19 protein-coding genes are annotated in these 25,753 nt (G+C 45.8%); 6 read left to right on the forward strand and 13 right to left on the reverse strand.

The genetic code is table 11. The annotated features are described in order from the left end of the window. Nucleotides 1-58: 58 nt before the first annotated feature. Genes IE103_RS08045 through IE103_RS08055 form a run of 3 tightly spaced genes read right to left on the reverse strand, consistent with a single transcriptional unit; the run spans nt 59 to nt 3,002 of the window. The gene (locus IE103_RS08045) at nt 59-1,582 is read right to left on the reverse strand and encodes a phage tail sheath family protein (RefSeq protein ID WP_189345576.1); all 1,524 of its coding nucleotides are present in this window, start codon (nt 1,580-1,582) and stop codon (nt 59-61) included. 17 nt (nt 1,583-1,599) lie between these two features. Continuing rightward, a complete protein-coding gene (locus tag IE103_RS08050; RefSeq protein ID WP_189345577.1) occupies nt 1,600-2,421 on the reverse strand; it encodes a hypothetical protein in 822 nt (273 codons plus the stop codon). A gap of 8 nt (nt 2,422-2,429) precedes the next feature. Further along, nucleotides 2,430-3,002 (reverse strand): Pvc16 family protein, encoded by a 573-nt coding sequence (locus tag IE103_RS08055; protein WP_189345579.1) that lies wholly within the window; start codon nt 3,000-3,002, stop codon nt 2,430-2,432. Between the two features lie 650 nt (nt 3,003-3,652). Here IE103_RS08055 and IE103_RS08060 point away from each other — a divergent pair. Beyond that, nucleotides 3,653-5,683: a UvrD-helicase domain-containing protein gene (locus IE103_RS08060; RefSeq protein WP_189345581.1), complete on the forward strand. Its 2,031-nt coding sequence runs from the start codon at nt 3,653-3,655 to the stop codon at nt 5,681-5,683. A gap of 171 nt (nt 5,684-5,854) precedes the next feature. Then, nucleotides 5,855-6,736 (forward strand): AraC family transcriptional regulator, encoded by an 882-nt coding sequence (locus IE103_RS08065; protein ID WP_189345583.1) that lies wholly within the window; start codon nt 5,855-5,857, stop codon nt 6,734-6,736. Nucleotides 6,737-6,838: 102 nt separating this feature from the next. On the opposite strand, the gene IE103_RS18585 is transcribed toward IE103_RS08065, so the two are convergent. From IE103_RS18585 to IE103_RS08080, 3 genes are all read right to left on the reverse strand, one after another. Continuing rightward, nucleotides 6,839-7,303 (reverse strand): pilus assembly FimT family protein, encoded by a 465-nt coding sequence (locus IE103_RS18585; protein WP_189345584.1) that lies wholly within the window; start codon nt 7,301-7,303, stop codon nt 6,839-6,841. A gap of 276 nt (nt 7,304-7,579) precedes the next feature. After that, nucleotides 7,580-9,646 carry a methyl-accepting chemotaxis protein gene (locus tag IE103_RS18590; protein ID WP_189345586.1) on the reverse strand — a complete coding sequence of 689 codons (2,067 nt, stop codon included), beginning with the start codon at nt 9,644-9,646 and terminating at the stop codon, nt 7,580-7,582. 98 nt (nt 9,647-9,744) lie between these two features. Further along, on the reverse strand, nt 9,745-10,236 hold the full coding sequence (locus IE103_RS08080) for a hypothetical protein (protein WP_189345588.1): 492 nt from the start codon (nt 10,234-10,236) through the stop codon (nt 9,745-9,747). Nucleotides 10,237-10,548: 312 nt separating this feature from the next. Here IE103_RS08080 and IE103_RS08085 point away from each other — a divergent pair, with 312 nt between their 5' ends. Then, nucleotides 10,549-11,454, forward strand: a complete 906-nt coding sequence (locus IE103_RS08085; RefSeq protein WP_189345590.1) for a peptidylprolyl isomerase — start codon at nt 10,549-10,551, stop codon at nt 11,452-11,454. A 73-nt stretch (nt 11,455-11,527) separates the two neighbouring features. Here the strand turns inward: IE103_RS08085 and IE103_RS08090 are convergent, their stop codons facing one another. From IE103_RS08090 to IE103_RS08105, 4 genes are all read right to left on the reverse strand, one after another. Then, nucleotides 11,528-13,909, reverse strand: coding sequence for a DEAD/DEAH box helicase (locus tag IE103_RS08090; protein WP_189345592.1), 2,382 nt, complete (start codon nt 13,907-13,909; stop codon nt 11,528-11,530). Between the two features lie 277 nt (nt 13,910-14,186). Further along, the gene (locus IE103_RS08095) at nt 14,187-15,152 is read right to left on the reverse strand and encodes an alpha/beta fold hydrolase (RefSeq protein ID WP_189345594.1); all 966 of its coding nucleotides are present in this window, start codon (nt 15,150-15,152) and stop codon (nt 14,187-14,189) included. 57 nt (nt 15,153-15,209) lie between these two features. Then, on the reverse strand, nt 15,210-15,596 hold the full coding sequence (locus IE103_RS08100; RefSeq protein WP_189345596.1) for a hypothetical protein: 387 nt from the start codon (nt 15,594-15,596) through the stop codon (nt 15,210-15,212). Between the two features lie 811 nt (nt 15,597-16,407). After that, nucleotides 16,408-19,287, reverse strand: coding sequence for a M16 family metallopeptidase (locus tag IE103_RS08105; RefSeq protein ID WP_189345597.1), 2,880 nt, complete (start codon nt 19,285-19,287; stop codon nt 16,408-16,410). Nucleotides 19,288-19,718: 431 nt separating this feature from the next. Here IE103_RS08105 and IE103_RS08110 point away from each other — a divergent pair, with 431 nt between their 5' ends. Beyond that, nucleotides 19,719-20,717, forward strand: coding sequence for a hypothetical protein (locus IE103_RS08110; RefSeq protein WP_189345598.1), 999 nt, complete (start codon nt 19,719-19,721; stop codon nt 20,715-20,717). 66 nt (nt 20,718-20,783) lie between these two features. After that, a complete protein-coding gene (locus IE103_RS08115) occupies nt 20,784-21,077 on the forward strand; it encodes a hypothetical protein (RefSeq protein WP_189345599.1) in 294 nt (97 codons plus the stop codon). A gap of 94 nt (nt 21,078-21,171) precedes the next feature. On the opposite strand, the gene IE103_RS08120 is transcribed toward IE103_RS08115, so the two are convergent. From IE103_RS08120 to IE103_RS08130, 3 genes are all read right to left on the reverse strand, one after another. After that, a complete protein-coding gene (locus IE103_RS08120) occupies nt 21,172-21,606 on the reverse strand; it encodes a hypothetical protein (RefSeq protein ID WP_189345600.1) in 435 nt (144 codons plus the stop codon). A 43-nt stretch (nt 21,607-21,649) separates the two neighbouring features. Continuing rightward, on the reverse strand, nt 21,650-21,895 hold the full coding sequence (locus IE103_RS08125; RefSeq protein WP_189345601.1) for a DUF3297 family protein: 246 nt from the start codon (nt 21,893-21,895) through the stop codon (nt 21,650-21,652). A gap of 135 nt (nt 21,896-22,030) precedes the next feature. Beyond that, nucleotides 22,031-22,795 carry a tRNA-uridine aminocarboxypropyltransferase gene (locus IE103_RS08130; RefSeq protein ID WP_189345602.1) on the reverse strand — a complete coding sequence of 255 codons (765 nt, stop codon included), beginning with the start codon at nt 22,793-22,795 and terminating at the stop codon, nt 22,031-22,033. Between the two features lie 264 nt (nt 22,796-23,059). Here IE103_RS08130 and IE103_RS08135 point away from each other — a divergent pair, with 264 nt between their 5' ends. Beyond that, entirely contained in the window at nt 23,060-25,684 is a 2,625-nt protein-coding gene (locus IE103_RS08135; RefSeq protein ID WP_189345603.1) for a PAS domain-containing sensor histidine kinase, read from the forward strand. Nucleotides 25,685-25,753 lie beyond the last annotated feature (69 nt).

Raw genomic sequence — 25,753 nt, forward strand, 5'->3', positions numbered from 1 at the left:
CCTCGGTCTTGTTGGACGCCTAGATGCGCCGTCAGACCCTTAACGTGATTAGTTGCTTCTATGATTTTTGCATTTGTTGCTGGAAGGTGATCTCAATAAACTCAGCTGGACGACTGAGTGCAACAAGAATAGTCACGCGCAAGATACCTTCTAGAATATCTTCAGATGTCATGGTTTCACCCAATCCAACATGCACACTGAATGCATCTTCAGGACTAGCACCAGCTAGACCGCCGCGTTTCCAAATGCTCGTTAAGAAGTTGCTAGCCATGCTCTTGATTGTGACCCAAGTGCCACTCACATTCGGTTCGAATACATAGGCCTTGGTTGCCAAACGTAACGATTCTTCCAACATAATCATCGTGCGGCGGACGTTGATGTAACGCCAATCCAAGCTATTACCATCTAAAGTACGTGCGCCCCAAACCAAGGTGCCTTCACCAATAAAGCTGCGAATCGCATTGATGGATTTACCAGCAGTCGTTACGTTCAGATCTTCCTGTTCATCATGGGTAATGTTCACTGCAGGAGAAATTACAGACGCTAAACTAACATTCGCTGGTGCTTTCCATACACCACGATTGTTATCAACCATGGTGTACACGCCAGCCATCGCAGCAGCAGGTGGCAACAAGTTCAGTTTTTGTTTGATAGCAAGCAGGATGTTTGCATAAGTCGGACTGACAGAGAACAAGATTTTATGTAGTTCATCGTCCGATAAATATGTTTTTGCATTGGGGTCGCGAGTTGCATCTCCTACTTGATTCAAAATGCTCTTCAAATCATCAGGCGCATTGTCGCCACCAGCTTCCGCCAATAGTAGGCTCTTTAGTTGACTTAAATCGCTGAAACTAGAGAAATCCAAATCGGTTGTCGCGATGATCGAGGTGTTAAGCCAAGGATAATAAGCAGCAGCGTAATTTAGATAGTTCGTACCCAAGTCACCTCGGAAAGTGACAATCACATCTTCTGGTGGATCTTTGCGATCTTTGTAGCCGTTATGCACATCAAGAATCGCAAAGCGATTTTTTTGTGTGCCACAATGTTTCAGACTGTATTGTTGGACCGCAATACAATCACCTTCTTCCAACGCGACGGCGTCTGGGATGACAACCATGGTTGGTTCTTGTTCTTTTAAGAGCAAATCTACACCGAGTTGCAACTCACTCTTCTTGATGCCTTCGTCGGTATAAGAACCGATAGAAACGATATAGCATGGTCCGCCGCCATTCTGAAAAAACAACTGCATGCTACGGAATAGATAAAAGCGCTGCGTGTCAGATTTGCCGCCTTTGCGTTTGACGACATATTCTTTGCCCGCACTTTTGAAATTACTGACAGCGTCGTCCGCTGATTTTTCAAGGATCTCAAATTGATCGTCCGGTGCTCCACCAAAGTAATTCTGGAACTCGGACATTGAAGTAATGCGCCAAGGTTTATTGGATAAAGAAGTGCCTTTGTTGTCGGCAAATTTGGTGTAACCAATAAATGCCGGCACTGCAGTCGCGACTTCTACGACGGAGTTGGGGAAGGCATTTTTTTCATTGATATAGACACCAGGGGTTTTAAACGCGCCAGCCATATGTGTTCCTTTGAAAATTATTGATGAATATAAATCTCCGCGACGACCAGTGTCTGTCCGCCCGGAACTCCTTCTTTGCCAATTTGATGAATACTGGCGTTTGGCAATCGCCGCATTAACACTCGTCCATTGGCACCCTCTTCACGTAGCTGAAAGCGTTGTGTTGGTATGCTTCTCATCGGAAACGGCACTTTTGATAAAAAGGCCGTCCCCGTGTTATTTACTAATTCAGTCGAGCGCTGAAATAACAACTCGTCTTCTTTACTGCTACCATCCAAATTAAAAATCTCAACAGCTTTTCTACCGATCGCCCCAGTAAAGAAATACTTCCAGTGCAAAGCCTTGGCCTTTAACTCAATTTCATAGCGCGTCATACCTTGCTTGAGTACATGTGCAATTCGTATGTAAAACTGCACTTGCATTGCATGCCTAGCGGTATCAATTAAACCTGCAGAGCTAGATAGGTTGATTGCATTTGTATCCAATTGAGTAGCCGTCAGTCTTACTGAATCTTTGTTTTCAAATTGAATTGGTTTATCTAATTCCCATTTTGTGTAGGAATTAAATGCTGGGTCACTCGCTGTCACCGAAAAAGTGAGGTTCAGCGTTGCCAGATCACCGTTCATTTCTGCTGATGCATCTCCTACAGAATCCACTCGCTGTTCTTGCCAAATCTCAAACCCCGACACGCTTCGTCTAAGTAGCAAGTTTTCTTGCTGCATGATGATCGCGCTGTCCTTATCTGGTGTAAAAACGAGCCCCATTCGATCTGGGTGTGCATCACCTTCAAAATATTCATGTTTGACTGCTAGCGCAAACACAGGCAAATAACGTGCCATAGATCAGCCTAACCAAGTAAGTTTTGGTTGGGGTCCGTGATCATTGGAACTTGACCAATGATTGCACCCGCATCAACCGTAATCATGCGAATTCTGTACAGGACAGAAGGTAGGTAGCGGCCGCCCATCAGACTCCACAAATTGTTTAAATCAGGAATCTTGAGATTCTCCATATCCAGTATCAGTTTTTCGATTCTGTTATCTAAGCCCGGACTGTTCTGGCGATCGAAGATGGCCTGTTGCTGAAAAAAGCTAATTGCTTGCGAGATAGTTTTGAGTGCTTCGGAATAATTTCCTGCGCCAAAGTTGGCGGACATCATCACATACAGATTCAGATATAAGGGATTGCTGTGGATTGCTTGTCGATCATTGCCACGATGTGGAAGCTGTGCTCGATACGGCAAATTATCTTTCTCAATATTTACTAGAGTTAGAACTAATTTGTTGTTTGCGTTGGCAGCGGCTGAGCCATCTAGTTCAACTAGATTTGAGACCACCACAACATCTTCAGCTAATTGAAAATTGTTTTTAAATTGCTGATTGAGTTGTTGTGCGAGATGGCTAATTGCTGCGTTGATCATAGTTTTTAGATTTTCTGTGATGTCGATATTTTTGTTGTAGTGTCAACGATCAGCTTAGTAAAAATGGCATTATTTATTAGTTGTAAAAGATAGAATAATATGTATACTAGATTAGCATGTAAATTATTAAATTATGAAGGTATGACTGCTGAAACAACAACAGCCAATCTGTCATTTTTTGATTGACTTTTTCAGCTTTGCAGAATGAACTGTCAAAAGAGCTAACGAACTACTTCTATCCTTGAGTGCGGTTGAGGTGTTATCAATTAGCTTCATTATTTGTTCAGACACCGTTACGTGTAAAAGTCGAACGATATACATGTAACTTTATTTTTACTTAAATTATTTCGCCAACATTCGTTCTACTTTCAGCCTTTCGGAAAACAGGTTCAGTTGAAATGCTTACCACGACAATGCTTTGAAACCACAAGGCGGTGCCAACGTTACAGTTACAGCTTCGTGGAGGTCGTAAATGTTTGACTTGTCAGCACCGAAGTAAGTTGTTCTTGCAAAACTTATGCCAATCATTGCGAATAGGTCTTTTGTACGACAAGACTGTTATTAAGCTTTCACATGCGCTTTTATACTGATGAAGCCGAATTGAATGCACAAAGAGTACAATGACGCCTTAACAGCAATTGGTCGTTTTCATGTCCCACGGTCTCAATCAACCTCAACGCGATGCAGTCAATTATATGGATGGTCCATGCCTGGTTTTGGCAGGGGCGGGTTCGGGTAAAACGCGCGTGATTACGCAAAAGATTGCGAATCTGATTGAATTGCATGGCTACGACGCCAAACATATTGCAGCGCTGACTTTTACCAACAAAGCTGCGCATGAGATGCAAGAACGTATTGCTAAGCTCTTAAAGGAACCGAAGCAAGCCAAACACATTACGGTTTCTACTTTTCACTCACTCGGCGTCAAAATCTTACGGCAGGAAGCACGTGCGCTTGGATTGAAAGATAGGTTCTCTATCATGGATAGCGACGATTGCTTTTCCTTAGTCCAAGACTTGGCAATCACCACCGACAAGCAATTGATACGCCGGATTCAAACCGCGATGTCTTTGTGGAAAAATGGTTTGGTCAGTCCCGAACAAGCGCTAGCCCAAGCGCAAGATGAGGATGAAGCACAGGCGGCGAGAATCTATGCAAGTTATGTCGCGACTTTATCTGCCTATCAAGCCGTTGATTTTGATGATCTGATTCGTTTGCCTGTCGAGCTATTCCGTCATAACGAAGAAGTGCGCGATAAGTGGCAGCGTCGTTTGCGTTATTTATTGGTCGATGAGTATCAAGACACCAATACCTGCCAATACGAATTGGTGAAGTTACTGGTTTCTGGCATAGGGAAAAAACCGATGTTCACGGCGGTGGGCGACGATGATCAGGCGATTTATGCTTGGCGTGGTGCGACCATCGAAAATCTAACCACCTTGCAGGTTGATTTTCCAAACTTGCGCATCATTAAGTTAGAGCAAAATTATCGTTCGAGTACGCGCATTTTACAAGCGGCGAATTCGGTGATTGGAAATAATCCCAAGCTGTTTGAAAAAGCCTTGTGGTCAGAACATGGTTTGGGAGATCCAGTCAAAGTCATGGGCATGCAAGACGATGAGCAAGAGGCTGCGCAAGTAGCGATGATGATTTCCGCACATCGTTTTGAGCGACGAGCAGCATGGGCTGATTATGCGATTCTGTATCGTGGCAACCATCAAGCACGTGTGATTGAGCAAGCGCTGCGTAAAGAGAGAATTCCCTATACGATTTCTGGCGGTCAGAGTTTTTTTGATAAAGCCGAAATCAAAGACATCATCGCTTATCTACGTTTGATTGCCAATGAAGAAGATGATCCTGCTTTTATCCGAGCGATCACCACGCCACGTCGCGGCGTAGGGCAAGCAACCTTGGAAGCGCTGGGCTCGTTTGCTGGACAATGGCAATGCTCCTTGTTTGAAGCAGTGTTCAAAGGTGGTATCGAAGCCTTGTTAACCGAACGTCAGCTAAGACCGTTGCGTGAATTCTGTACCTTCATCAACAATGTTGAGGCGCATGCTCATCGTGAAGGACATGCCGAGCAATTGCTCGACGATCTGATGAAAGAAATTAATTACGAATACTATTTGTATGACAATTTCGATGATCGTGCGGCACAGGCAAAGTGGCAAAACGTGATCGACTTCACGCAATGGCTAAAGCAAAAAGGCAATGGCGGCAAAGATGGCACCGATGATCATCGTAGCTTGCTCGATTTAACGCAGATGGTTGCCTTGATGAGTATGATGGAAGGAAAGGACGAAGATCCCGATGCCGTGCGCATGTCGACCCTGCATGCATCAAAAGGATTGGAATATCCGCATGTATTTTTGGTTGGCGTGGAAGAGGGCATCTTGCCGCATAAAGGTGATCCCGACGCCCCGGTCGAAACGATTGCCGCACGTATCGAAGAAGAGCGACGTTTGATGTATGTTGGGATTACCCGCGCACAACGTAGCTTACATATTACTTGGTGCAAGAAACGCAAACGCGCTGGTGAATCCGTGCATTGCGATCCTTCCCGCTTTATCAAAGAGATGAAGTTAGATGAAGGGGACGCCGTTCCCACGGATGATGAAGTCATCACCCCGCAAAACCGTCTAGCCAATTTAAAGGCCTTGCTCAGTCGCCCTAAAGAATAATTTAGTACGACTTAACATCAATCCTAGATTGATCCTAATTTGATCCTAATTAGTAAATCTAGCAAATTTGCAGCGATCTCGCATCATCGACCCTAGCAAATTTATCGCAAGATTTGTCAAATCACTCCATGCTATTGTTCTCGTCATTGCAGATGCTTAGACGGGAATACGATGACAGCCGAACTCACCACCATTAGCGCACATCGCGCCAGCTATGAACGACGTTTTCAACGCGTGATTGACTACGTCCATGAGAATTTAGATCGTGAACTCGATCTTATCCAATTGGCTGAAATTGCCTGCATGTCGCCTTATCACTGGCATCGCATTTACCAATCGTTTTACGGTGAAAGTTTGGCTGCAACAGTAAAGCGCTTGCGTTTGCAACGTGCTGCTGCTCTGCTGGCCAAAACAGAACAGCCGATTGAGCAAGTGGCACGTGCCTGTGGCTATCCCAATTTGCAATCATTCACGCGTATTTTTTCTAGCGTATATGGCATGCCGCCAGCAAAGTATCGTAAGCAGGGCAGCCATGTGCAATTTTCCGCCTCACCAACCATTAGGAGTAGCACGATGTTTACAGTCGTTATGAAAGAAATCGAAGCTTTGCATTTATTGGGTTTGCCGCACCAAGGTGATTACATGGGGATTGGACAAGCGTTTGACCAGTTACAAGGAATCGCAGCTAGTCGCCAGTTATTTGGCCCGCATAGTCGATCAATCGGTATCTATTGGGATGACCCATCTTTGGTAGAAGAAGCGCAATTACGTTCTTGTGCTTGTTTGGTGGTGAGCGCAGAACAACAAGCAAATCAAGCGAAAGCACCTTTGCAAGCTTATGACATTGCTGCGGCTAAATGCGCCGTCTTGCAATACCAAGGGCCGTACTCAGATATGCACGCTGCGTATGAATGGTTGTTTGGTGTGTGGTTGCCAGCATCGGGTTACGAAGCCGCTGATGTGGCTGTGTATGAAGAATATTTAAATGATCCGCGCGAAACTTCGCCGCTTGATTTGCGTACGGATATTTATTTGACCCTGCGAGTCAATTGAATCTGAATGGATTGCTTAGGACGATGTTGAATCTACGTTCTGTATTAAGGCGAAAAAAAAGCGTAGATCGTGCGATCTACGCTTTCTTTAATCGGTATCTAGTTAGCAACCGGAAGTATCTGCTGCAATGTTTGGAGCTGCTCCGACTGCGGCATCTGTATACACTACCGAGCATGTACCAGCAGTTTTAGCTGCCGCACTAGCACTCTTTGGAGAAATCTTTGCGATCGTTGATGTCGTGTTATCGATATCATAGTCTACGGATGAAATCCCAGCACCCCCGGCAACCGTTGCTGCACTTGGATATCCATTGACAATAGAGACAGAGGTACCCTCTAAATTAACGGTTGTTGGAGCTGGTGTCTTGACTAAGAAAGTGCCATGCACCATTGCAGAAGTTGCTGCTAACGAGCCACGTGCTGCATTCACGCTCGCTGCACGAGCATCACCACCTAAATCCGCAAAACGTGGCAATGCAGTTGCCGCCAAAATACCCAAAATAACGATCACAACGATCAATTCAATTAATGTGAAACCCGCTTGTTGTGGACTAATTTTTTTCATCATATTCTCCAAGTTCTCAATGCGAATCTATCGTCGTTCGCATGTTTGATGTTACGACAGTTTATTGAAAAAATGCATTTTTCAAAGGCATTATTTGCTTCAAATCAGCGTTTTTAACGGTTTATGACAGTTTCTTACAGTTAAGTGCCATTGCTTTAAAGCATTTTATTCATTATCCACCGAATTTCAGCTAAAACTCAACTGAAACTCGTCAAAACCGACGAATTTATTACCAGAAATGCACACATGGAGTGTGCCAACTTGAAATAGCGCGAGCTCTCAGTTACTCGCCAACTGCCGCGCCAGGCGCATGCCACCGACGCCGACCAACTTCCGTGTTCTCGCATGTTTGATCTTTGCAAGAGGTTTTGCTGCGGGAGTCTGCCCTATATCTGTGCTGTTTTTGCTAAGTGGATCAATCGTAAAAGCCGCCACCGCATCGGTCAGCTTGCTGGCTTGTAGGCGCATGCTTTCAGCCGCAGCCGCTGCATGCTCAACCAAAGCAGCGTTTTGTTGTGTAATCAAATCGAGTTGGCCAAGTGTTGCGTTCACCATTTGTATGCCATCGCCTTGCTCCACGCTGGCATCCGTGATTGCATGCATATTGGCATTCAGGTTGACGATAGAGGCGACTACTCGCTGCATAGTGTCACCAGCTTGTTGTACCTGACGATTTCCTGCTTCAACTTGTTTTACTGAATTGCCGATCAGTTGTTTGATTTCTTTGGCTGCCGCCGCAGAGCGCTGTGCTAGATTGCGCACTTCGCTTGCTACTACGGCAAATCCACGTCCTTGTTCACCCGCGCGAGCCGCTTCAACGGCCGCGTTCAAGGCTAAGATATTGGTTTGAAAAGCGATACCATCAATCACCGCGATGATGTCATTAATTTGTTTTGATGATTGCTGAATACCTTCCATCATTGTCGTCATTTGTTTAACTGCGACACCACCATCTTTGGCAATATCCGAAGCGCTGATCGCTAATTGATTGGCTTGCTGTGCGCTTTCGATATTCTGTTTTACAGCGATGGTTAATTCTTCCATCGAAGCGGATGTTTCTTCTAAGGAACTTGCTTGTTGTTCGGTGCGTGTTGATAGATCAGCGTTGCCATTCGCGATCTCTTCCGACGAGCTAGCAATTTGTTCGGTACTAGTGCGGATGTTTTTGACTAAACCAATCAAGACCAAGCGCATTGATTCAAATTCCGTGATCAATTGTGCGACTTCGTCTTTTCCTTTGGATTGGCTCGCCACACTTAAATTACCATCGCTAATGCGATGTACTGCATTAGTCAATTGACGTAATTCACGCGCGAACGCGATATAAAATCCCGCCAACAAATAGACCGCAACAAAAATCACTGTCGCAATTGCGAACAACATCGCATTCCGATTCCACACATGGTTTTGCAAACGCTGATCGAGTTTATGCGCGATAAAGCCAGCAATCGTGTTACTCAAATCGCGCCATTGATTGATGGTTTGTTGACCGGCTTTGAGATAGTCATTGCCACTGGTTTGGTTGAGTGTACTTAGAATCTCACTCTTGGTTCGTTCAAGGAACGCTAAATGCGCAGCGCTCACAGCTTGCTGTTGCGCACTTAGGTTTTGCAAACTTGGATGTGCTCTCAACACTTCCTCTAATTGAGCTTGTACCTTGGGCAGATCGCGTTGGCTGAGCATCACATTGGCGTTGATTAAGACATCTTCGTTCGGTTCCAACAAACCTGTATCAATATAAGGCGCGCCGCGCGCAGCGGTATCTGCCAGCACATTGCTTAATTCCGGCAAGGATTTGCTGTACAAGCCGATCAAATAATAGGTGTCAACTTGTGGATCGAGATTTAAATTGCTGTGGTCGGCGATTTCGGTTGCGATTTTTTGTAGCTGCGCTAACAGCTGATTGTGCGCGGCATAAGTCTCACGCGCTTTGGTGTTTTCAACAGCCTTGCTGAAGTTTAACCAAGCTTCTTGCAGCTCTTGCAGCGCTTTGTTCGACACCAAATCGGGATGCTGCTGTAATTGCAGCGAGAGTTGTTGCGATTGCGGCGCTAAAGATTCGCGCAAGTTGAGTGCCGCTTGCTTGGCGCTGGCATTGCCCGCCAAGCCTAAATGTTGGAGGCCGCGATGTTCTTGCACTTGCTGGCGAATCTCTTGCACTTGGCGCAGTTGTTGCAGACCGAGCTGTTCGGTCTCGGTTAAACGTATCGCTTTGTTGAGCTCGGCAATAAACAAACCAGACACAAGCAAGGCAGGAATCGCGAATAAGCAAGCAACGATTAAAAACTTAGGTAATAGTCGCAAACCTCGCATAAAAGACACAGCAGGTGAGAGAAAAGCTTGCATACAGTCTCCGAAAAAAAGTTGGCGACGAGAAATATAATTCCTCTCAATGTACGCAATTTTTATGACTAGCTTGTGACAGTTCGTGTTGAGTTTAGATGCTATTCAAGATGGCAAGCGACCACCGACGCACCCATCAAATCGGCTTGCAAATGTAGGCTCTGTAATAATTTTTGTCGTTGCGTTGGATCTTGTGGCAGCGCGAGTTTTAAATGTAGATAGTGATATTCGGCTGGTGGCGTGGCAGGGGTGCTGATACCAACAGCATCGGTGGCATTACTTGAGTTAGATTTTATCGACATCGACGTCACTTGCGGCGCGGTTTCGAGCAAACCTTGCTTCTGCATTTCAGCTACCACCGCAGCGAGTGGAATCGTAATGCAATCATGTGGCTCTAACCAGCGCTTGGTGCCATTCGCGGTACTGACAATGCCACCTGTAAGTTCAACCGCAGAATCAGAAATCTTCTCGTAATGAAACGCCTCCCAATCCGGCAAACCACGCTGGCGCTTGGCGATCTCTGCCATGATTTGAGCAACTTGACCGCCATGCGCAACCATGCCCACTGGCAGCATTTCTGAAAAATCTATCATTCGCTATATCCTCCAAAAGCGGTGTATTTGCCTACCAAATATTCAAGTGACATTTTCCATTCATCAATAAATGATCAAGAAAATGCCCGAAAAGCCATAATCGCTGCGAATTTTAAGTGTAATTAGCAAATCAAAGGTAAAATTCGCAATCGCTTTTTTCGGATTCGATACCTGAGTTGATGCGAGAGCTGAATTTGTAATTTCATTTTCACGCTTTGTTCGACTCAAAATGCTGGAAGTATTGTTTTACTTAAAATCACTGCAGCCTATGCTGCTTTATAAAAATTTCGAAAATCATAAAGGAAGACCAAGATGTTGAAGAAATCTCGTTTCGTGATCGGAAGTGCAATGGCAGTATTGGCATTATCCGCATGCTCAAAAGGCACTGACGCTCCAGCCGATGGCGCAAAAAGCGTGATCGCAGCTACCGTCAATGGCAAGCCAATTAGCACCAAACAAGTTGACATGATCATGAAGCAACAAGGCGCACAAGGCATGCCAGATACACCAGAAATGCGCAAAATGGTGATCGACAATTTGGCGATGGCATCTTTGGTTGCACAAGAAGCAGTCAAAAAAGGTTTGGACAAATCAGGCGATGTTGCTGACCAACTCGAAATGATGAAAACCAATGTATTGGCGCAAGGTTATGTTGATGACTACCTAAAAAATAGCCCAGTGACCGACGCAGAATACGCAGCAGAATACGCAAAAATCAAAGAGGCAACAGCAGGTAACGAATACTCTGCACGTCATATCCTGGTGGATAAAGAAGAAGACGCAAAAGCCATCATCGCAAAATTGAAAAAAGACGTTAAACAATTTGCTGGATTGGCAAAAGCACAGTCTAAAGACCCTGGCTCAAAAGATAAAGGCGGTGAATTAGGCTGGTTCGACCCACGTAGCATGGTGCCAGAATTTGGCAATGCCGTATCCAAATTAGAAAAAGGCAAATTCACTGAAGAACCGGTGAAATCACAATACGGCTACCACGTCATCATCGTTGACGACAGCCGCACAAAAGAAGCGCCAACTTTAGAACAAGTAAAACCACGTTTGACACAACAAATCCAACAACAAAACTTGAAGAAGTTCTTGGATGGTTTGAAAGAAAAAGCGAAGATCGAAATCATCGGTGAAAAAGCAGCTTCTGCATCAGCATCAGCAAGCGCAGCAGCATCCGCTCCAGCGGCAGCAGCGCCAGCAGCTAGCAAGTAATTTCAGTCGAATTTTTCGGCATAAAAAAAACCGCCACGAAGGCGGTTTTTTTCCATTCAAGACGAAACCAAAACTACGATTTCTTCACCTTCGTAGCCGCCTTCACAGTAGCAAATCTCCCACCACTACCACCACGCGCTGTCACTGGTTTTTTCTCGCGCTTGGTTTCCTTCTCCGCCACACGACGATTACCGCCCGTAATACGTTCTTTCAAAGGAACTGGTTTAGCATTGACCAACATCGTGCTGGTGCCGATTTCTTTGATCTCTAGTTTTTTGCCTGCGACCCAAACGCCTTTGAGGTGATTGAGGATGTCTTTTGGCATGCCGATTGGTAGATCGACGGTGGAGTAGTCGTCAAACAAGCCGATGTGACCGATCAGTTTGGCGTCTAGGCCTGCTTCGTTGGCGATGGCGCCGACGATGTTGCCTGGGGTGACCGCGTGTTGTTTGCCGACTTCGATGCGGAAAGTTTGCATTGGGATCGCGACTTTGCCTTTTGTCTCTGCGCGTTTTTTATCGGCTTTGGCTGGCGCTTCTTCGTCCGGAAGCGATGCCGCGCGGGCGACGACTTGATCTAGTTTGCTGCGATCAGATTTTTTTTCAAACTGATCATCACGCGGTGCGCGTTCGGCCCTTGGTGCGCGCTCTGAACGCTCAGTGCGTTCGCTACGCTCATTTGATCTACGTGGTGCGGCATCGGTATGCGTCGCAGCTTCACCATCGGCACGAATATTTAATGCTTGCCCTGCAACGCGCACGCCCTTTAAGTGAGTGAGCATTTCTTTTGGCAAATCATCGGGTAAATCTAAGACGGTGTAATCGTCGTAGATGTCGATGCGGCCGATAAATTTGGATTCGATATTCGCTTCATTCGCAATTGCGCCAACGATATTGCCGGGCTTGACGCCGTGTTCGTGTCCAACGGCGATGCGGAAGGTGCGCATGCCAGGTTCTGCCACGCGTGGGCTGTGCTCGCGACGTGGGCCACGGCTTTCGCGCTCGCCGAATCGGTCTCCGCGGTCTCCACGATCGCCACGCATAGGACGATCACCGCGTTCGCTGCGACTGCCGCGTGAGCTGACTTCATCGCGCCAGCTATCGTCGGTTTTGACTTCGCGTTTATTTTTATCGAGTAGCAAAGGCTCGTCGCCGCGTGCCATTTTGGCTAATGCTGCGGCGATTTCAATTGCCGGCACATTGTGCTCTTGCTCGTAAGATTCGATCACGCTGAGGAATTGTTCGAGTTCGCCTTCTGCCAGCGTATTGGTGATTTGATCTTTGAAGCGTGCAATACGCACATCATTAACCGCTTGAATCGTCGGTAATTCGAGTGGTGATACCGGTTGACGGGTAGCGCGTTCGATCGCTTTTAAGAGATTTTTTTCGCGGGGAGTGATAAACAAAATCGCTTCGCCACTGCGACCTGCGCGACCAGTACGGCCAATGCGGTGAGTGTAGCTTTCTGGATCATAAGGCACATCGTAGTTAACCACATGGCTAATACGCTCCACGTCGAGACCACGTGCTGCAACATCAGTCGCAACCAAGATATCAATCTTGCCGTCTTTGAGTTGTTGAATCGTGCGTTCGCGTTGTGCTTGTTGAATATCGCCATTGATCGCTGCAACAGAGAAACCGCGCGCGGCTAATTTGTCGGCGAGTTCTTCGGTACCGAGTTTAGTACGGGCAAAGATGATCATGCCGTCGAAGGTCTCTGCTTCGAGAATGCGGGTTAAGGCATCGAGCTTGTGCATGCCGCTGACCAACCAATAGCGTTGGCGAATATTGTCGGCTGTGCCGGTTTTTGCTGCGACGGTGATTTCGGCAGGTTTGTTCAAATAGGTTTGCGCGATGCGTTTGATCACCGATGGCATCGTTGCCGAGAACAGTGCGGTTTGATGACCTTCTGGCGTCTCTTGCAGGATGCGTTCTACGTCGTCGATAAAGCCCATGCGCAGCATTTCGTCGGCTTCGTCTAGCACGAGGGTTTTAAGTTGCGATAAATCGAGTGAGCCTTTATCCAAATGATCAATCACACGACCTGGTGTGCCAACCACCACGTGCACACCACGGCGCAGCGCCGATAATTGCGGACCATAGCTTTGACCGCCATAAATTGGCAAGACATGAAAGCCAGGGATGTAACGTGCATACGTCTGAAAAGCTTCCGCCACTTGAATCGCCAACTCGCGCGTTGGTGCCAACACCAGGGCTTGCGGTGCCGTTTGGTGAATGTCGATATTCGACAAAATAGGCAAGGCGAATGCAGCCGTTTTACCCGTACCTGTTTGTGCTTGACCTAAGACATCACGACCGCCCAATAATGTAGGAATCGTTGCAGCTTGAATCGGCGATGGCGATTCGTAACCAACGTCGCTCAATGCGCGTTGGATGGCATCACTCAATTGCAGGTCGGCAAAGGTGATAGAAGGGGATAATTGGGCTTCAGACATGGGGCGGGCTCACTAGAGGAACATCGGGTACAAGAGGCGCGTTTTTCACAGGATGCGAAAAAGCATAAGGCCGTAGTTTACTCTTAGATACCGTTTCTGCCTAATGGCTTTGCAATTTTTCGCTTAAAAATCATGGAATTAGCTTGGAATAGCAAGTATTTCGGTAGTAAAAAAATATCTTCTGTAAAAATGACAATGCCGCGTCGAATAAACCGCGGCATTTTTTGAACGATGGATGTTTGTTCTTGCTTATTACATTTAAGCGTTTATCGCTGTTCTATAAGCTATTGATAAACTCAGCCAACTTCTCCTGAAACACTTGCGCTTGGTCATACATAGGGAAGTGGCGGGCGCCAGCGATTGGTACCATGCGTAATTTCGGTGTACCTTTCATTAAGCCTTCGTAATAAGCGTGTTTTGCCTCGGCGGAGAGATTAGATGCAGCGAAATCTGGTGCGTAGTAGGGTGACACCATCGCCAGTGGCACGCTGATTGCTGGTAAGTCTTTGCGCAAATCGAGGCGGAATAAATCTGCCATGTATTCGGCGCTAGCAGCAGGATCACTTTGTGCACTTAAGGCAGCGATCTTATCGGCCAATTGCACATCAACCACACCCATTGTGCGCATGTATTGGACTTGTTGCTGTGCATAGGTTTTTTGATCGGCACTACCCATTTGCACACGCAAATTATCTGCCATTGCATTGCGTTGATCTTGATTCATATTTTCTGAACGTGGGAACACGGGCAAACCATCTACACCAAACACACCACGAATTAAATCGGAATGTGATTGGGCGAACCAGATCGATAAAGCTGAGCCCAAACTATGTCCAACCAACACTGGCTTGTGAATTTTTTGGGTTTGGATCAAGGTCAATAAGGATTCCTTTGCCTTCGCCATCTTTGGACCTGCCATCGCTGGTTTGCCATTAAAACCAGCCAATGTAATGACATATAGTTCGTGCTCTTTTTGTAGATGTTTGACCGTGTCATCCCATACATAGCCACCGCTCGATAAGCCGGGAATCAAAATGACTGGAGCACCTTTCGCATTCGCGTTTGCATATTTTTCGACATACATACTGCCCACTTGAAATTGTTCGACTTTGGCCGCAGCGCTTGCAGTTGTAGTTGTTGTCGTTGCTGGTGCTGCCATCGCTACTTGATAAGCTGTCGCCACGGTGCATGCGACAAACACGATAGTGGAAAAACTGATTTGGATTACTTTGCTCAATGTCATGATGTTCTCGCTTCTTGAATAGATGTTTGGGTTTGAGATCATTGGATAGAACTAAAATTAAAACTGAAAGTGTTTGCGCACACTGTTAATGCCGCACAGACTAATTGCAAAACAAGAATAGATAGTGATCGCGCTGATTTGTGTAAAACCACCGCCAGCTGCTTGACTGAAGAATGCAGCAAACAGACTTGTCGCCAATCCTGCTGCAACGATGTTTTGCGTTTGCTGTTTTACTTGTTCAATCGCTGAACGCTTGTAATGACGAAGTAAAGCCATACTAAAAATTGTCACAGGCAATAAAGGCAGCAAGTTCAATGCATGACGGCTGTGAGCGGTAACAATTTCATCTGCAAAAATCATGATCAAAGACCAGATCAGTGCTGCCAAAATAATTGCTGCGTTGAGTTCGTTGCGAGATTGTGCGTTGATTGTGAGCTTGTTCATGGTGTTCTCCTTAAATGAATTAATTGAATGTTTTTGCCACTGATGTAAAGTAAAGTTGACACCGCGGGCGATAAAAAAAGCAGGGAATCCAAAGACACCTTGCTACTAAAAAAAGACTACGTAATTTCTACTACTGCTACGCTTACTTGCATGTAAAGCACGCTTGACATGCGAATTTAAAAAATAAGCAGCGATGGAAAATTCCATGATCAGCTGCCAATTTAATCTTATTTTGCTCTCTACTTCGTTCATTCAGCGCTACTTGCATTTCGCTGCATTTCGCTTAATGTGTAAAGCATGTTTGACATATTAAACCAAAAAAAATCTTTGTCAAGCATCCTTTACATAAAATTTTAAAAGATTTTGAAATTTGTCGTTTCATGTGCGAAAACGATTTTCCCGTTGGCGGAAGAGGGGGAATGAGTGAGTCAGCAAATAGTGAGGTGCGTTAATGTCTAAGTGCTCAATTTCTTTGGTCGGCTTTTAGAAACTACTGTAGAGGAGACTGAATAATGGTCGTGTACGGACAAACTTGGTATTGAGTTGAGGATTTATGTTTGGGGGAGTGCACATCGTAGATGTAAAGCTTGTGCGAGTAGTAGCTTGTGTGGAGATTTCGGTGGAGTGTCATTCAAATATGCTGTGGCTTGTCTGAACTTCCCTCTCCCTAGCCCTCTCCCGCTTGCGGGAGAGGGGATGTTATCCATGCCTGAACGGTGATCGACTCTTGAAATAAAAAATCATTTCTTCTAAATGCGAATTATAAATTAAGGCAATTTGGGCATGGTTCAACCATGCCCAAAACCTTACGCTATTTACTCAACAACACAGGCTCACCTAAGCCCAATTCTTTCATGCGTGGTAATTGGGTTTTTGCATCTCCCACCACTAACCAGATCATCTTGTTTGGATCGAGGTATCTCTGTGACAGTGCTTTGATTTGATCTACCGTCATGGTTTTGACGATTTGTTCGCGCTCTTTCACATAGTTTGCGGTCCAGCCATATTTGCTGATGTTATCTAACATACCGAGTTTGGCTGATGCGGTTTCAAATGCGCGCGCATTACTCTTGATGAGGAAACTCTTGGTCGTTTCTAAATCGGCATCTGAATAAGTGACAGTGAAGTCTTGCAGGATTTTTTTGATCAATTGGGTTGATTCAAGCGTCACATTGGTGCGAACGCCGCTGCTAATGCTGAAATCACCGATGCTCTTGGTGCCGCTAAAGCCAGAGCGAATGCCATAGGTGTAGCCTTTACCTTCGCGCAACTCTTGAGTGAGACGCGAAGCAAAGCCGCCGCCACCTAAGATATAGTTCATCACATTCGCTGGGTAGTAATCTTTATCGGTTGCTGCCAGTGCAGGATAGCCAATTTGTAAAACGGATTGCTTCGCGTCAGGAATATCCACAAAATACACTTTCCCTTGCGTTTGCTGCGCATCTGACGCAACTAGATTCGCTGCAGGTAGTTCGACTTTCTTCGCCTGCCATTTCGTCGCCAATTGCGCTAATGACTTCTCGACGGTCGCTTTTGGTAAGGCACCGACCACATGCATACGGGTTACCGATGGCGACAGATTTTTTTGGTAATACGCTTTCAAATCATCCATCGTGATTGCTTTAACAGTTTCTTCTGAGCCCAAAATATTGCGTGAGCGAATATTTTTATCACCATAAATCAGCTTGTTATAAGCATTTGCGGCAACAACGTTAGGATTGGCTTCTTGTTGGCGAATTTGGCTAAGCATGTTTTGCTTTAACAAGGCAAATTCTTTTTCATCCCAACGCGGCTCTAACAGAATTTCTTCAAGCAAGGCCAAAGTTGCCTGGTAGTTGCGGGCTAAAGTGTTGACGGTGATACGAATGTCTTCAGTACGTGCAGTCACCGCAATCGATGCGCCCAACTGTTGTATTGCTTCTTCTAATTCTTGCGGTGTTTTCTTTGCGGTACCTTGTGTCATCATGCGTGCCATTAAATTGGCGACGCCGACTTTGTTGATGTCTTCCAAAAGTAAGCCACCATCAATTTGCATTTCAAACTGCACTAAGGGCACTTCATCATTTTGGATGCCATACACACGCAAACCATTTTGCAGTTTGCCTTCCCATACCTTAGGCACTTTCACCTCAGCCGCAGCACCGTAGGCAGGCTCTTGATCGCGTTTGATCTTCGATGGCGTTTTGGTATAGCTGGCATTGATATTTGGATCAACTGCGGCTTCTGCACCTTGTACAATTTTTTCTTCCACCACTTCGGCTTTGCTTGATCCGCTCAAAGCAAGATTGACTTTGCCTTTTGGTACAAAACTGGTCGCTACATAGTTTTTGCCTTTGATGTACTTTTCATAAACACGCATCACATCAGCGGGCGTCACCGCCAAAATGTTTTTGATGTCTTGCTCAACAAAACCAGGATTGCCCGTCAAGTAATTGTATTCCGCCAATTGCGCAGATTTGCCGAGCACGCTAGAGAGCGAATTGTAGAACTGCGTTTCTTGTCCTGCTTTAATGCGGTTGAGATCTTTATCGGAGATACCTTCTTTCTCAAATTTTGCAAAGGCTTGGCTCACTGCCGCAGCGACTTCGTCCAAAGATTTACCATCAAATGCACGTACGCTCAGCATAAATTGACCAGCCAACTCACCGGTACGATTGCCAATGCTGACGTTAGATGTGAGCTTTTTATCTTCAACCAATACTTGATAAAACGGTGCTTTTTTACCGCGTGATAAATACTGACTCAATACATCGAGCGCATAAGAATCGGCATGCAATTGTTCGACCGCAGGCCAGACCATGGTCAACGCAGGAACGCGCGCAAAATTATCTTCGTGATAGAGCTTGACGGTTTCTTTCACTACGCCTGCACGTTTTGGTAGCGGTTTGATTTCTTCACCACGTTGGATTTCGCCAAAATATTTTTCTACCCACTTCTTCGCTTGGGCAGGATCAAAATCACCAGCAATCACCAAGCTCACATTGTTTGGCACATACCAGCGGCGGAAAAATTCTTTGACATCATCCACGGTCGCGTTTTGTAGATCTTCTAGTGAGCCGATCACTTGCCAGTTGTAGGGATGATCCGCAGGGTAGAGCGCTTTGTCGATCACGTAGGAAGTATGTCCATAAGGATTATTGTCGACGCTTTGGCGCTTCTCGTTTTTAACGACTTGCTTTTCTTTCGCTAATACTTGATCCGTCACGGTATTGATAAACCAGCCCAGTTTGTCGGCTTCTGCCCAAATCATTTTTTCTAAAGCGTCTTTGGGCACGGTTTGCAAATAATTGGTACGGTCTTGTGAAGTCGAACCATTGGCGCCAGAGCCGCCAATGCGCGCCGACATTTTATCTAAGCCACCTTTACCTAGATTTTCAGATTCTAAGAACAATAAGTGTTCAAACAAATGTGCGAAACCAGTACGACCAGCTTTCTCTCTTGCGGAGCCAACATGCGCAGTCAGATTGACTGCCACCACAGGATCAGAGCGATCGACATGCAAAATCACATCAAGCCCATTAGCGAGCGTGAATTTTTGGTAGTCCACTTTCAGGCTGGCTTTGGCCGCTTTATTTTGATTTTTAGCCGCTGGCTTTTCAGTTGATGCTGTAGCTGCGTTGACAGGTACTGGTAGTGTGACAGAGCTGCCTAATGCCGCAGCGATTAAGAGGGAAAGACTTAAAGGTTTCATTCGATTATTCCTCAATCAGAGTTCTATTAAATTGGCCGTATTGTTTTCGTGAAATTTTAAATTGGCAACGATGGCTAGTATTCCTTACCCGCATGTTTATCGCAAGTGCATCGCATGCAGTTCTCGTTAGTGAATTGGATCAGGTAAGCAGATGCGTATCACTGCTTGGCAAACATTTTTATCGAGCTTGATGAGCTTAGTCCTTTATGGTCAATCTTAGTTCCTTGGCATATCACTGGCACAACTTATGCATGTCCAACTTCAAATGACTTTTCAGTGTCGCGCCTTAGCCTCAAAAGTGAGAGCCAACGAATAAAATTCATTTGTTAATTAAAATGACACTCGTTTTTATTAAATTTTATTGCTATTGTTCTTTAGTCCAAATTAAAAGCGCAGGCTATCCAAAGTATTGATCAGGGAGGGAAATAACCATGAGTCATCTAGTAAGACAATTTGAAGCAGGCAGACCGATGCAGCAAGTGCCCTCGTTCCGTTCGTTAGGTTTATTGGTAGCACAAACGCGACGTGCGGTTTTGTGTGGGTTTGCTGTATTTACATTAAGCGCATGTAGCACGATGCAAAACGGTGGTGCGCCAGCGCCTGCGTTTAGTTACGATGAAGATCTAAAAGCGCTAGAAACCATGTATCAAACTGCTGCCAAGCTCTCAACTTATGGCAGTAATCCGACGGCGCAACAGCGTAACGAATTTATTAATGGTCGATTGGCTTTATACAATATTCGTTATCAACGTTTTGTACGTGATCTCGGCGTAGACAAGCAACATTTAGATGCGGGTACCGATGGCGTATTGATAGGCTTGAATTTAGCCAGCGCAGCAACTGGTGCGATGCGCGCCAAGACCAATATTGCTTTGGCCGCGGCAGGCATCACCGGTGGCAAGGCGACTATCGACAAATACTTTTACTTTGACAAAACAATTCCAGCCTTAGTTGCGACCATGAACGCGCAGCGCAAACAAATCTTGATTGAGATTCTAAAAGGCAGCGCCAAGAGCATAGAAGATTATCCCTTGACCAGAGCGCTAGACGATTTGAATGCCTATGAAATGGCAGGCACTTTAATCGGTGCGATTGATGCGATCCAAGTCGATTCATTCAACAAAGACAAGCAAGCGACGCAAAACATTCGTGAGTTAAGCGTGCCCACCGAAGCGCAGTTGGCAGAGACCAAAAATTTAGCGGATGCATTAAAAACTTTGGCAGCAGATACACCAGAGAATCTGCAAAAAATCAATGCGGTGTTGAGCAAAGTTACCGGAGCACCTGCAACTTACACCGACTTCGCCACGGCTAAATCAGCGATCTCGCGTGAATTCCGCAATTCTGGCAGCAGCAAAGATAGCCTATGGCGAGATGCGCTCACCGCTGCAGGTATCGCTGTCAATTCGCCAGAACAGGGCAGTAAGTAGCAACAAAAAAAACATCTTCAACAATGATTTGATCGCAAACAAATCCTCGATATAAGGGAGCAAAGTATGGCAAACATACAAGCGCAAAGTGATGGCAATTTGTCCTTACAAAAAACAGAATTAGCAATTACCAATTTTGAGCTAAGGTTCGCGCAATTTCTTGATGCAGCAATGGTCAGTACGCCGACAAAAAATATAAACCAAATGAATTTCGAAGAACTCGATTTAGCCCAACCAAACGCGCTCAAGTTGAGTTTGAGTACCGACCAGCCGCCTGCTGGCTATAGCAAGATTTGGTCGGGGATGATGTTTATTGAAAACGTACCGGCCAACGTGACGGCGTGGCGCAAAAATACCTAAGCAAAGCGCATCACCCATACCAAGCAATAAATTGATATGGGCAGTGCGAATGGGTGACGTGAATCAATAAATCAAATCAGTGAAGCGAAATGAATTAAAACGAGCGCAAGGCCGCAGCAAGTGTGGCGCGCGCTCGTTGATAATTGCCCATGCGGCTAATCTGTTCATCGTTGACGGCCATTTTACTGACCACAGAAGCATGTTCTGCGACATCGGCTTGTTTGACACGGGTTGCCAATGGCACTTGGATTACCCGTTGAATGTATGCGTCGTAGCTTTCATTCGGGCGCCCAGTTAAGGTTTGCACCGCCTCGATCACTTCTTCCGTAAAGCCAGCAGCACGCAAATCTTCTGGCGTTTTTCCACCATCTTCAATCACATCATGCAAGATGGCGGTTTGACGTTCTAGCTCATCTTGTAAGCGCAACATTACGCGCATAGAGTGAAAAATTTCAGGATCGCCATCTTCACCAATACGCCCTGCATGGGCACGGGTGGCAAATTCAATCGCTGCTGCAAGTGTGGACATGAAAATACTCTCTATGCTGGTTAGCGTGTTCGCGTGTTAACAATTAACGGTAAAACGGCTCGACAACACCTTTTACTTTAATCATCATTGGCATGCCTTTGCGATCCAAAGTTTTGCCAGCTGGTACGGTGATCCAACCTTCGCTAATGCAGTATTCTTCAACGCCAAGACGCTCTTTGCCGTTTAACAAAATACCAACTTCGTGTTCAAAAATCTCGGCAACATAAAATTTACTACGAGGGTCAACTGAGAGGCGGTCAGGGAATGCAGGTTTGCTAGTATCAGTCATAAAATGGCTATCTTTAAAAAAAGTAAACGAGGTCTCTAGCGCAAGGCCAAAGACGAAAGGCGCTAGTTTATCTGTTTTTGTGCGGTCGTTGTTTGAATCTGCGCACTTGTGCTGTGGCTTACGCTACTACTTGGCTCATTTAATCTGTGTACGAAGCTGTAACAAATGTTGGTGAATCGCGTCGGTAGGATCGATAGGGCGTTGTTGTTTCGCGCTTAAATAGTGTTCCGTGAACACATCTAAATAAGCGGACAAGGTTTGCGCTGCCAGATGTTCGCCCGCTAATTCTAAACAGAGCGCTGCTACTTCAGACGTACATAAGTGATCGTCACGCCGCGAACGTCGTAGGCGATAACGTGATAACTGATCGGGTTTCAGACTTAATACCGGCAAGTTATTCAGATAAGGGCTCTTTTTAAAGATCTTGCGCGCCTCGGGCCAAGTTGCATCAAGCAAGATAAATAATGGGCGCTTACCCGTATTCATCTCGGGATGACGTTCTTCGTCAGTGAGTAGTTCAGACACCACACGTTCTGGTTCAACAAACTCACCAGGAAACACCACATATGCTTGCCATTGGGGATCTGCCAATAGTGCGAGTAAGGCAGGATCGACACTGGTGCGCGCCCAGCCAAACGCGGTGGTTTCTGGGATCACATCTGCGATTATCCAACCAGTGTTACTTGGCTTGAGCGTCTCATGTTCCGCCATCAATAAGCAAACCGCGGCGCGAGTCGGCACGATCGTTCTTAACGCACAAAAGCAGTGGCTCAATATCAAACGACACCCTGGGCATCGCTCACCACTTGGGCCGCCACGTGCGAGAAAAGGGCGGGTGCTACGTTCTAAACGTGCAGAACGTAAACGTGAGACAGCGTGCGGAGGATGTTTCAAAATCATGTTAGGTGGTAGCGTCGCCACAAGCTCGTGGTCAAATGCGATTCAAAATGCAAGAGACCAGCATTTTAGTCGAATGTGACCATCACAGCAGGTTTATCAAGAATTGGTATACAGTTGATTTCTCGTCTCTGAATACGACACTTTGCTCCACAGTTCACAGCATAATTCACTCTGCAAATAAGTTTTTGCATGAAATTTCGGCTAGCAACACCGCCATCTGACGGTGAACTGGTTTACTATCTAAGCACAATGCTGGAGACTTAAGTGGTAATCAAAACGAAAGCCTTGCTAAGGTGGCGTTTGGCGCTGATCATCTTTCTATGCTTACTTGTTCCTGGTAGCGTCATCGTCGGCCTCGCCTATTTTACGGTGCATCATTTAACCCGCAGTCATGCGATTGAGGTGGTTGGTACTTCTGCGCAGCATCGTTATGAACACTTGAGCAGTCTGCTGCAACAAAATCAACAACGTCTTGATACGGAACTCGCGCAATTGCAGCAGCGTTGTGCTGCATCCCAGACAAACTCACAGGCAATTTCAAAGACAAATCGTGCTTGTATAGAAGCTAGTTTAGCCAGTCTCATACAAAGAGAACGCGCCGAAGGAGCGATCTTTGTTGGCGCGGATAAGACAACAATACAGGTCGGTGAATTGCGCCCTAGTGCGCAAGTAGATGTGCCATTTTTGCCCGATCAATTGGCCTACTTTTTGCCGCGCGAGCAAGGGCGTGTTCCTAGCTTTTTAATGCGTGCAAAGGTTCAAAATCAAGATCAAAATCAACAGCGTCAAAGTACATTGATGCTCAGCTATTCAGCGAGTTCATTGCAGTTTATTTTTGTGCAGCCGCGTGAGTTAGGCAACTCGGGTGAAACTTTTTTGACGAATGCCAAAGGCTTTTTTATTACGAGCGCCAGATATAAGTCATTTCAAGGACATGGTACTGAACCGATTTCAACCAATCCTATGCAACGCTGTTTGTCAGAAGAAAATGGTGAAACCCTCGATCTAGATTATCGTGATGTGCCGATTATTCACGGCTTCCGTTATGTGAAAGAAATCGGTGGTGGTTGCATCATGGCGCATGTCAATCAAGCAGAAGCCTTTATGCCAGCGCAGGCATTGAGTGGCATCGCTTTTTTGATCTTGATTTTGTTGAGTGCTCTAGGTGCGATTTTTGCGGTGGCCTTGTCGAATAAAATCGCCAAACCTATTGAGGATATTACGCGCAATATCGCTGGCTTTAATTTAGATGCCGATCACACAAGGCAAGCGATGCCAGTGATTGATCCAACTTATCGCGAGATCGAACAACTCGCCGACACTTTCAATCACTTAGCAAATAAATTGGGTGAAGCCGTGCGCGATAAAGATGCGTTGTTAAATGCCTTGAATTTGCATGCAATCGTCTCGGTGTCCGATCCCGATGGAAATATCTTAGATATGAACGAGGCGTTTTGCCGTCGTAGTGGCTATTCTCGCGATGAGCTAATCGGTAAAAATCATCGCATCGTTAGTTCGGGAATGCAGGATCGACATTTTTGGGAAGAAATGTGGAATACGATCTCTAACGGCCAAGCTTGGCGTGGAGAGCTATGCAATCGATCGAAAGATGGTTCGATTTATTGGGTCGATACTTTCATCGCGCCGATGACTAACGCGCAAGGTCAAATTGAGAAATACATTTCTATTCGCGTTGATATCACGGTTAGTAAAAATAATGCCTTGGCGATGCAAGCATCGAACAGAATTACGAGCATCGCCTTAGAAGAGATGCGGGTAGCAGAAGAGCGCTTGGCTTTTGCATTTGATGGCAGTGGCGATGGTGTGTGGGATTGGGATTTGCAAACCAATAAAGTGATTCTATCCAAGCGTTGGAAATCGATGTTGGGATATGAAGAGCACGAAATTGGTAACGAATTGACAGAGTGGTCGAGCCGAGTACACCCCGATGATTTTCCGCAAGTGTTGGCAGATGTTCAGGCAAACTTGGATGGCACGACAGAATCGTTTTTTAATGAACATCGGTTTCGCTGCAAGGACGGTAGTTATTTGTGGGTATTAGATCGCGGTAAAGTGGTGGTGCGTGATGCCAATGGAAAAGCATTGCGCATGATAGGAACCCATACCGATATCTCGCAACACAAAGAGTTAGAGCGGATCAAAGCAGAATTGATTTCTACCGTGAGCCACGAGCTACGCACCCCAGTGACCTCGATACGCGGTGCCTTGGGTTTGCTAGAAGCTGGCGTACTCGGAGAGTTGCCTGCAAAGGCGATGGATTTTGTCAAAGTCGCACATCGAAATAGCCAGCGGCTATTGGTGTTGGTGAATGATATTTTGGATATGGATAAATTATTATCCGGCAAAATGACTTTGCATTTAGATGACATTAACGTCAACGCGATGATGCAAGATGCTATCACGGTTAACTCTCCGTATGCGGCGAATTATCAAGTGCAGTACGCGTATAGCCCCGACCCTAGTTTGCCTTTAGTGCGAGCTGATTATCAAAGACTGATGCAAGTGATGGCGAATTTGATGTCGAACGCAGCAAAATTTTCTGCGCCAGAAAAGTCGGTCGATATTCGTGTGCAAGCATGTGGTAAACAGTTGCGCGTTGAAATTCAAGACTATGGTTGTGGCATGCCTGTGGCGTTTCATTCACGCGTGTTTGAAGCATTTTCGCAAGCCGATAGCGCAAGCACCAGAAAGCAGGGCGGAACCGGTTTGGGCTTGAACATCACCAAGAAGATCGTAGAAGCGATGGGTGGTGAAATTGGATTTACATCGGAAGTCGATGTGGGTACGCAATTTTGGTTTACTTTGCCGATTGTTGATGAAGAGGCAGGTACAAATACTTCAGCACAAGTTAATCCAAATCAAAGCTAAAAATCAGTAAAAAAATCGGAGGCGAGTGCCTCCGATTATGTATCTACTTAATGTATTTACTTGCGAGAC

The organism is Affinundibacterium macrobrachii, assembly GCF_014652415.1.
In the GTDB taxonomy this organism is placed as follows: domain Bacteria; phylum Pseudomonadota; class Gammaproteobacteria; order Burkholderiales; family Burkholderiaceae_D; genus Undibacterium; species Undibacterium macrobrachii.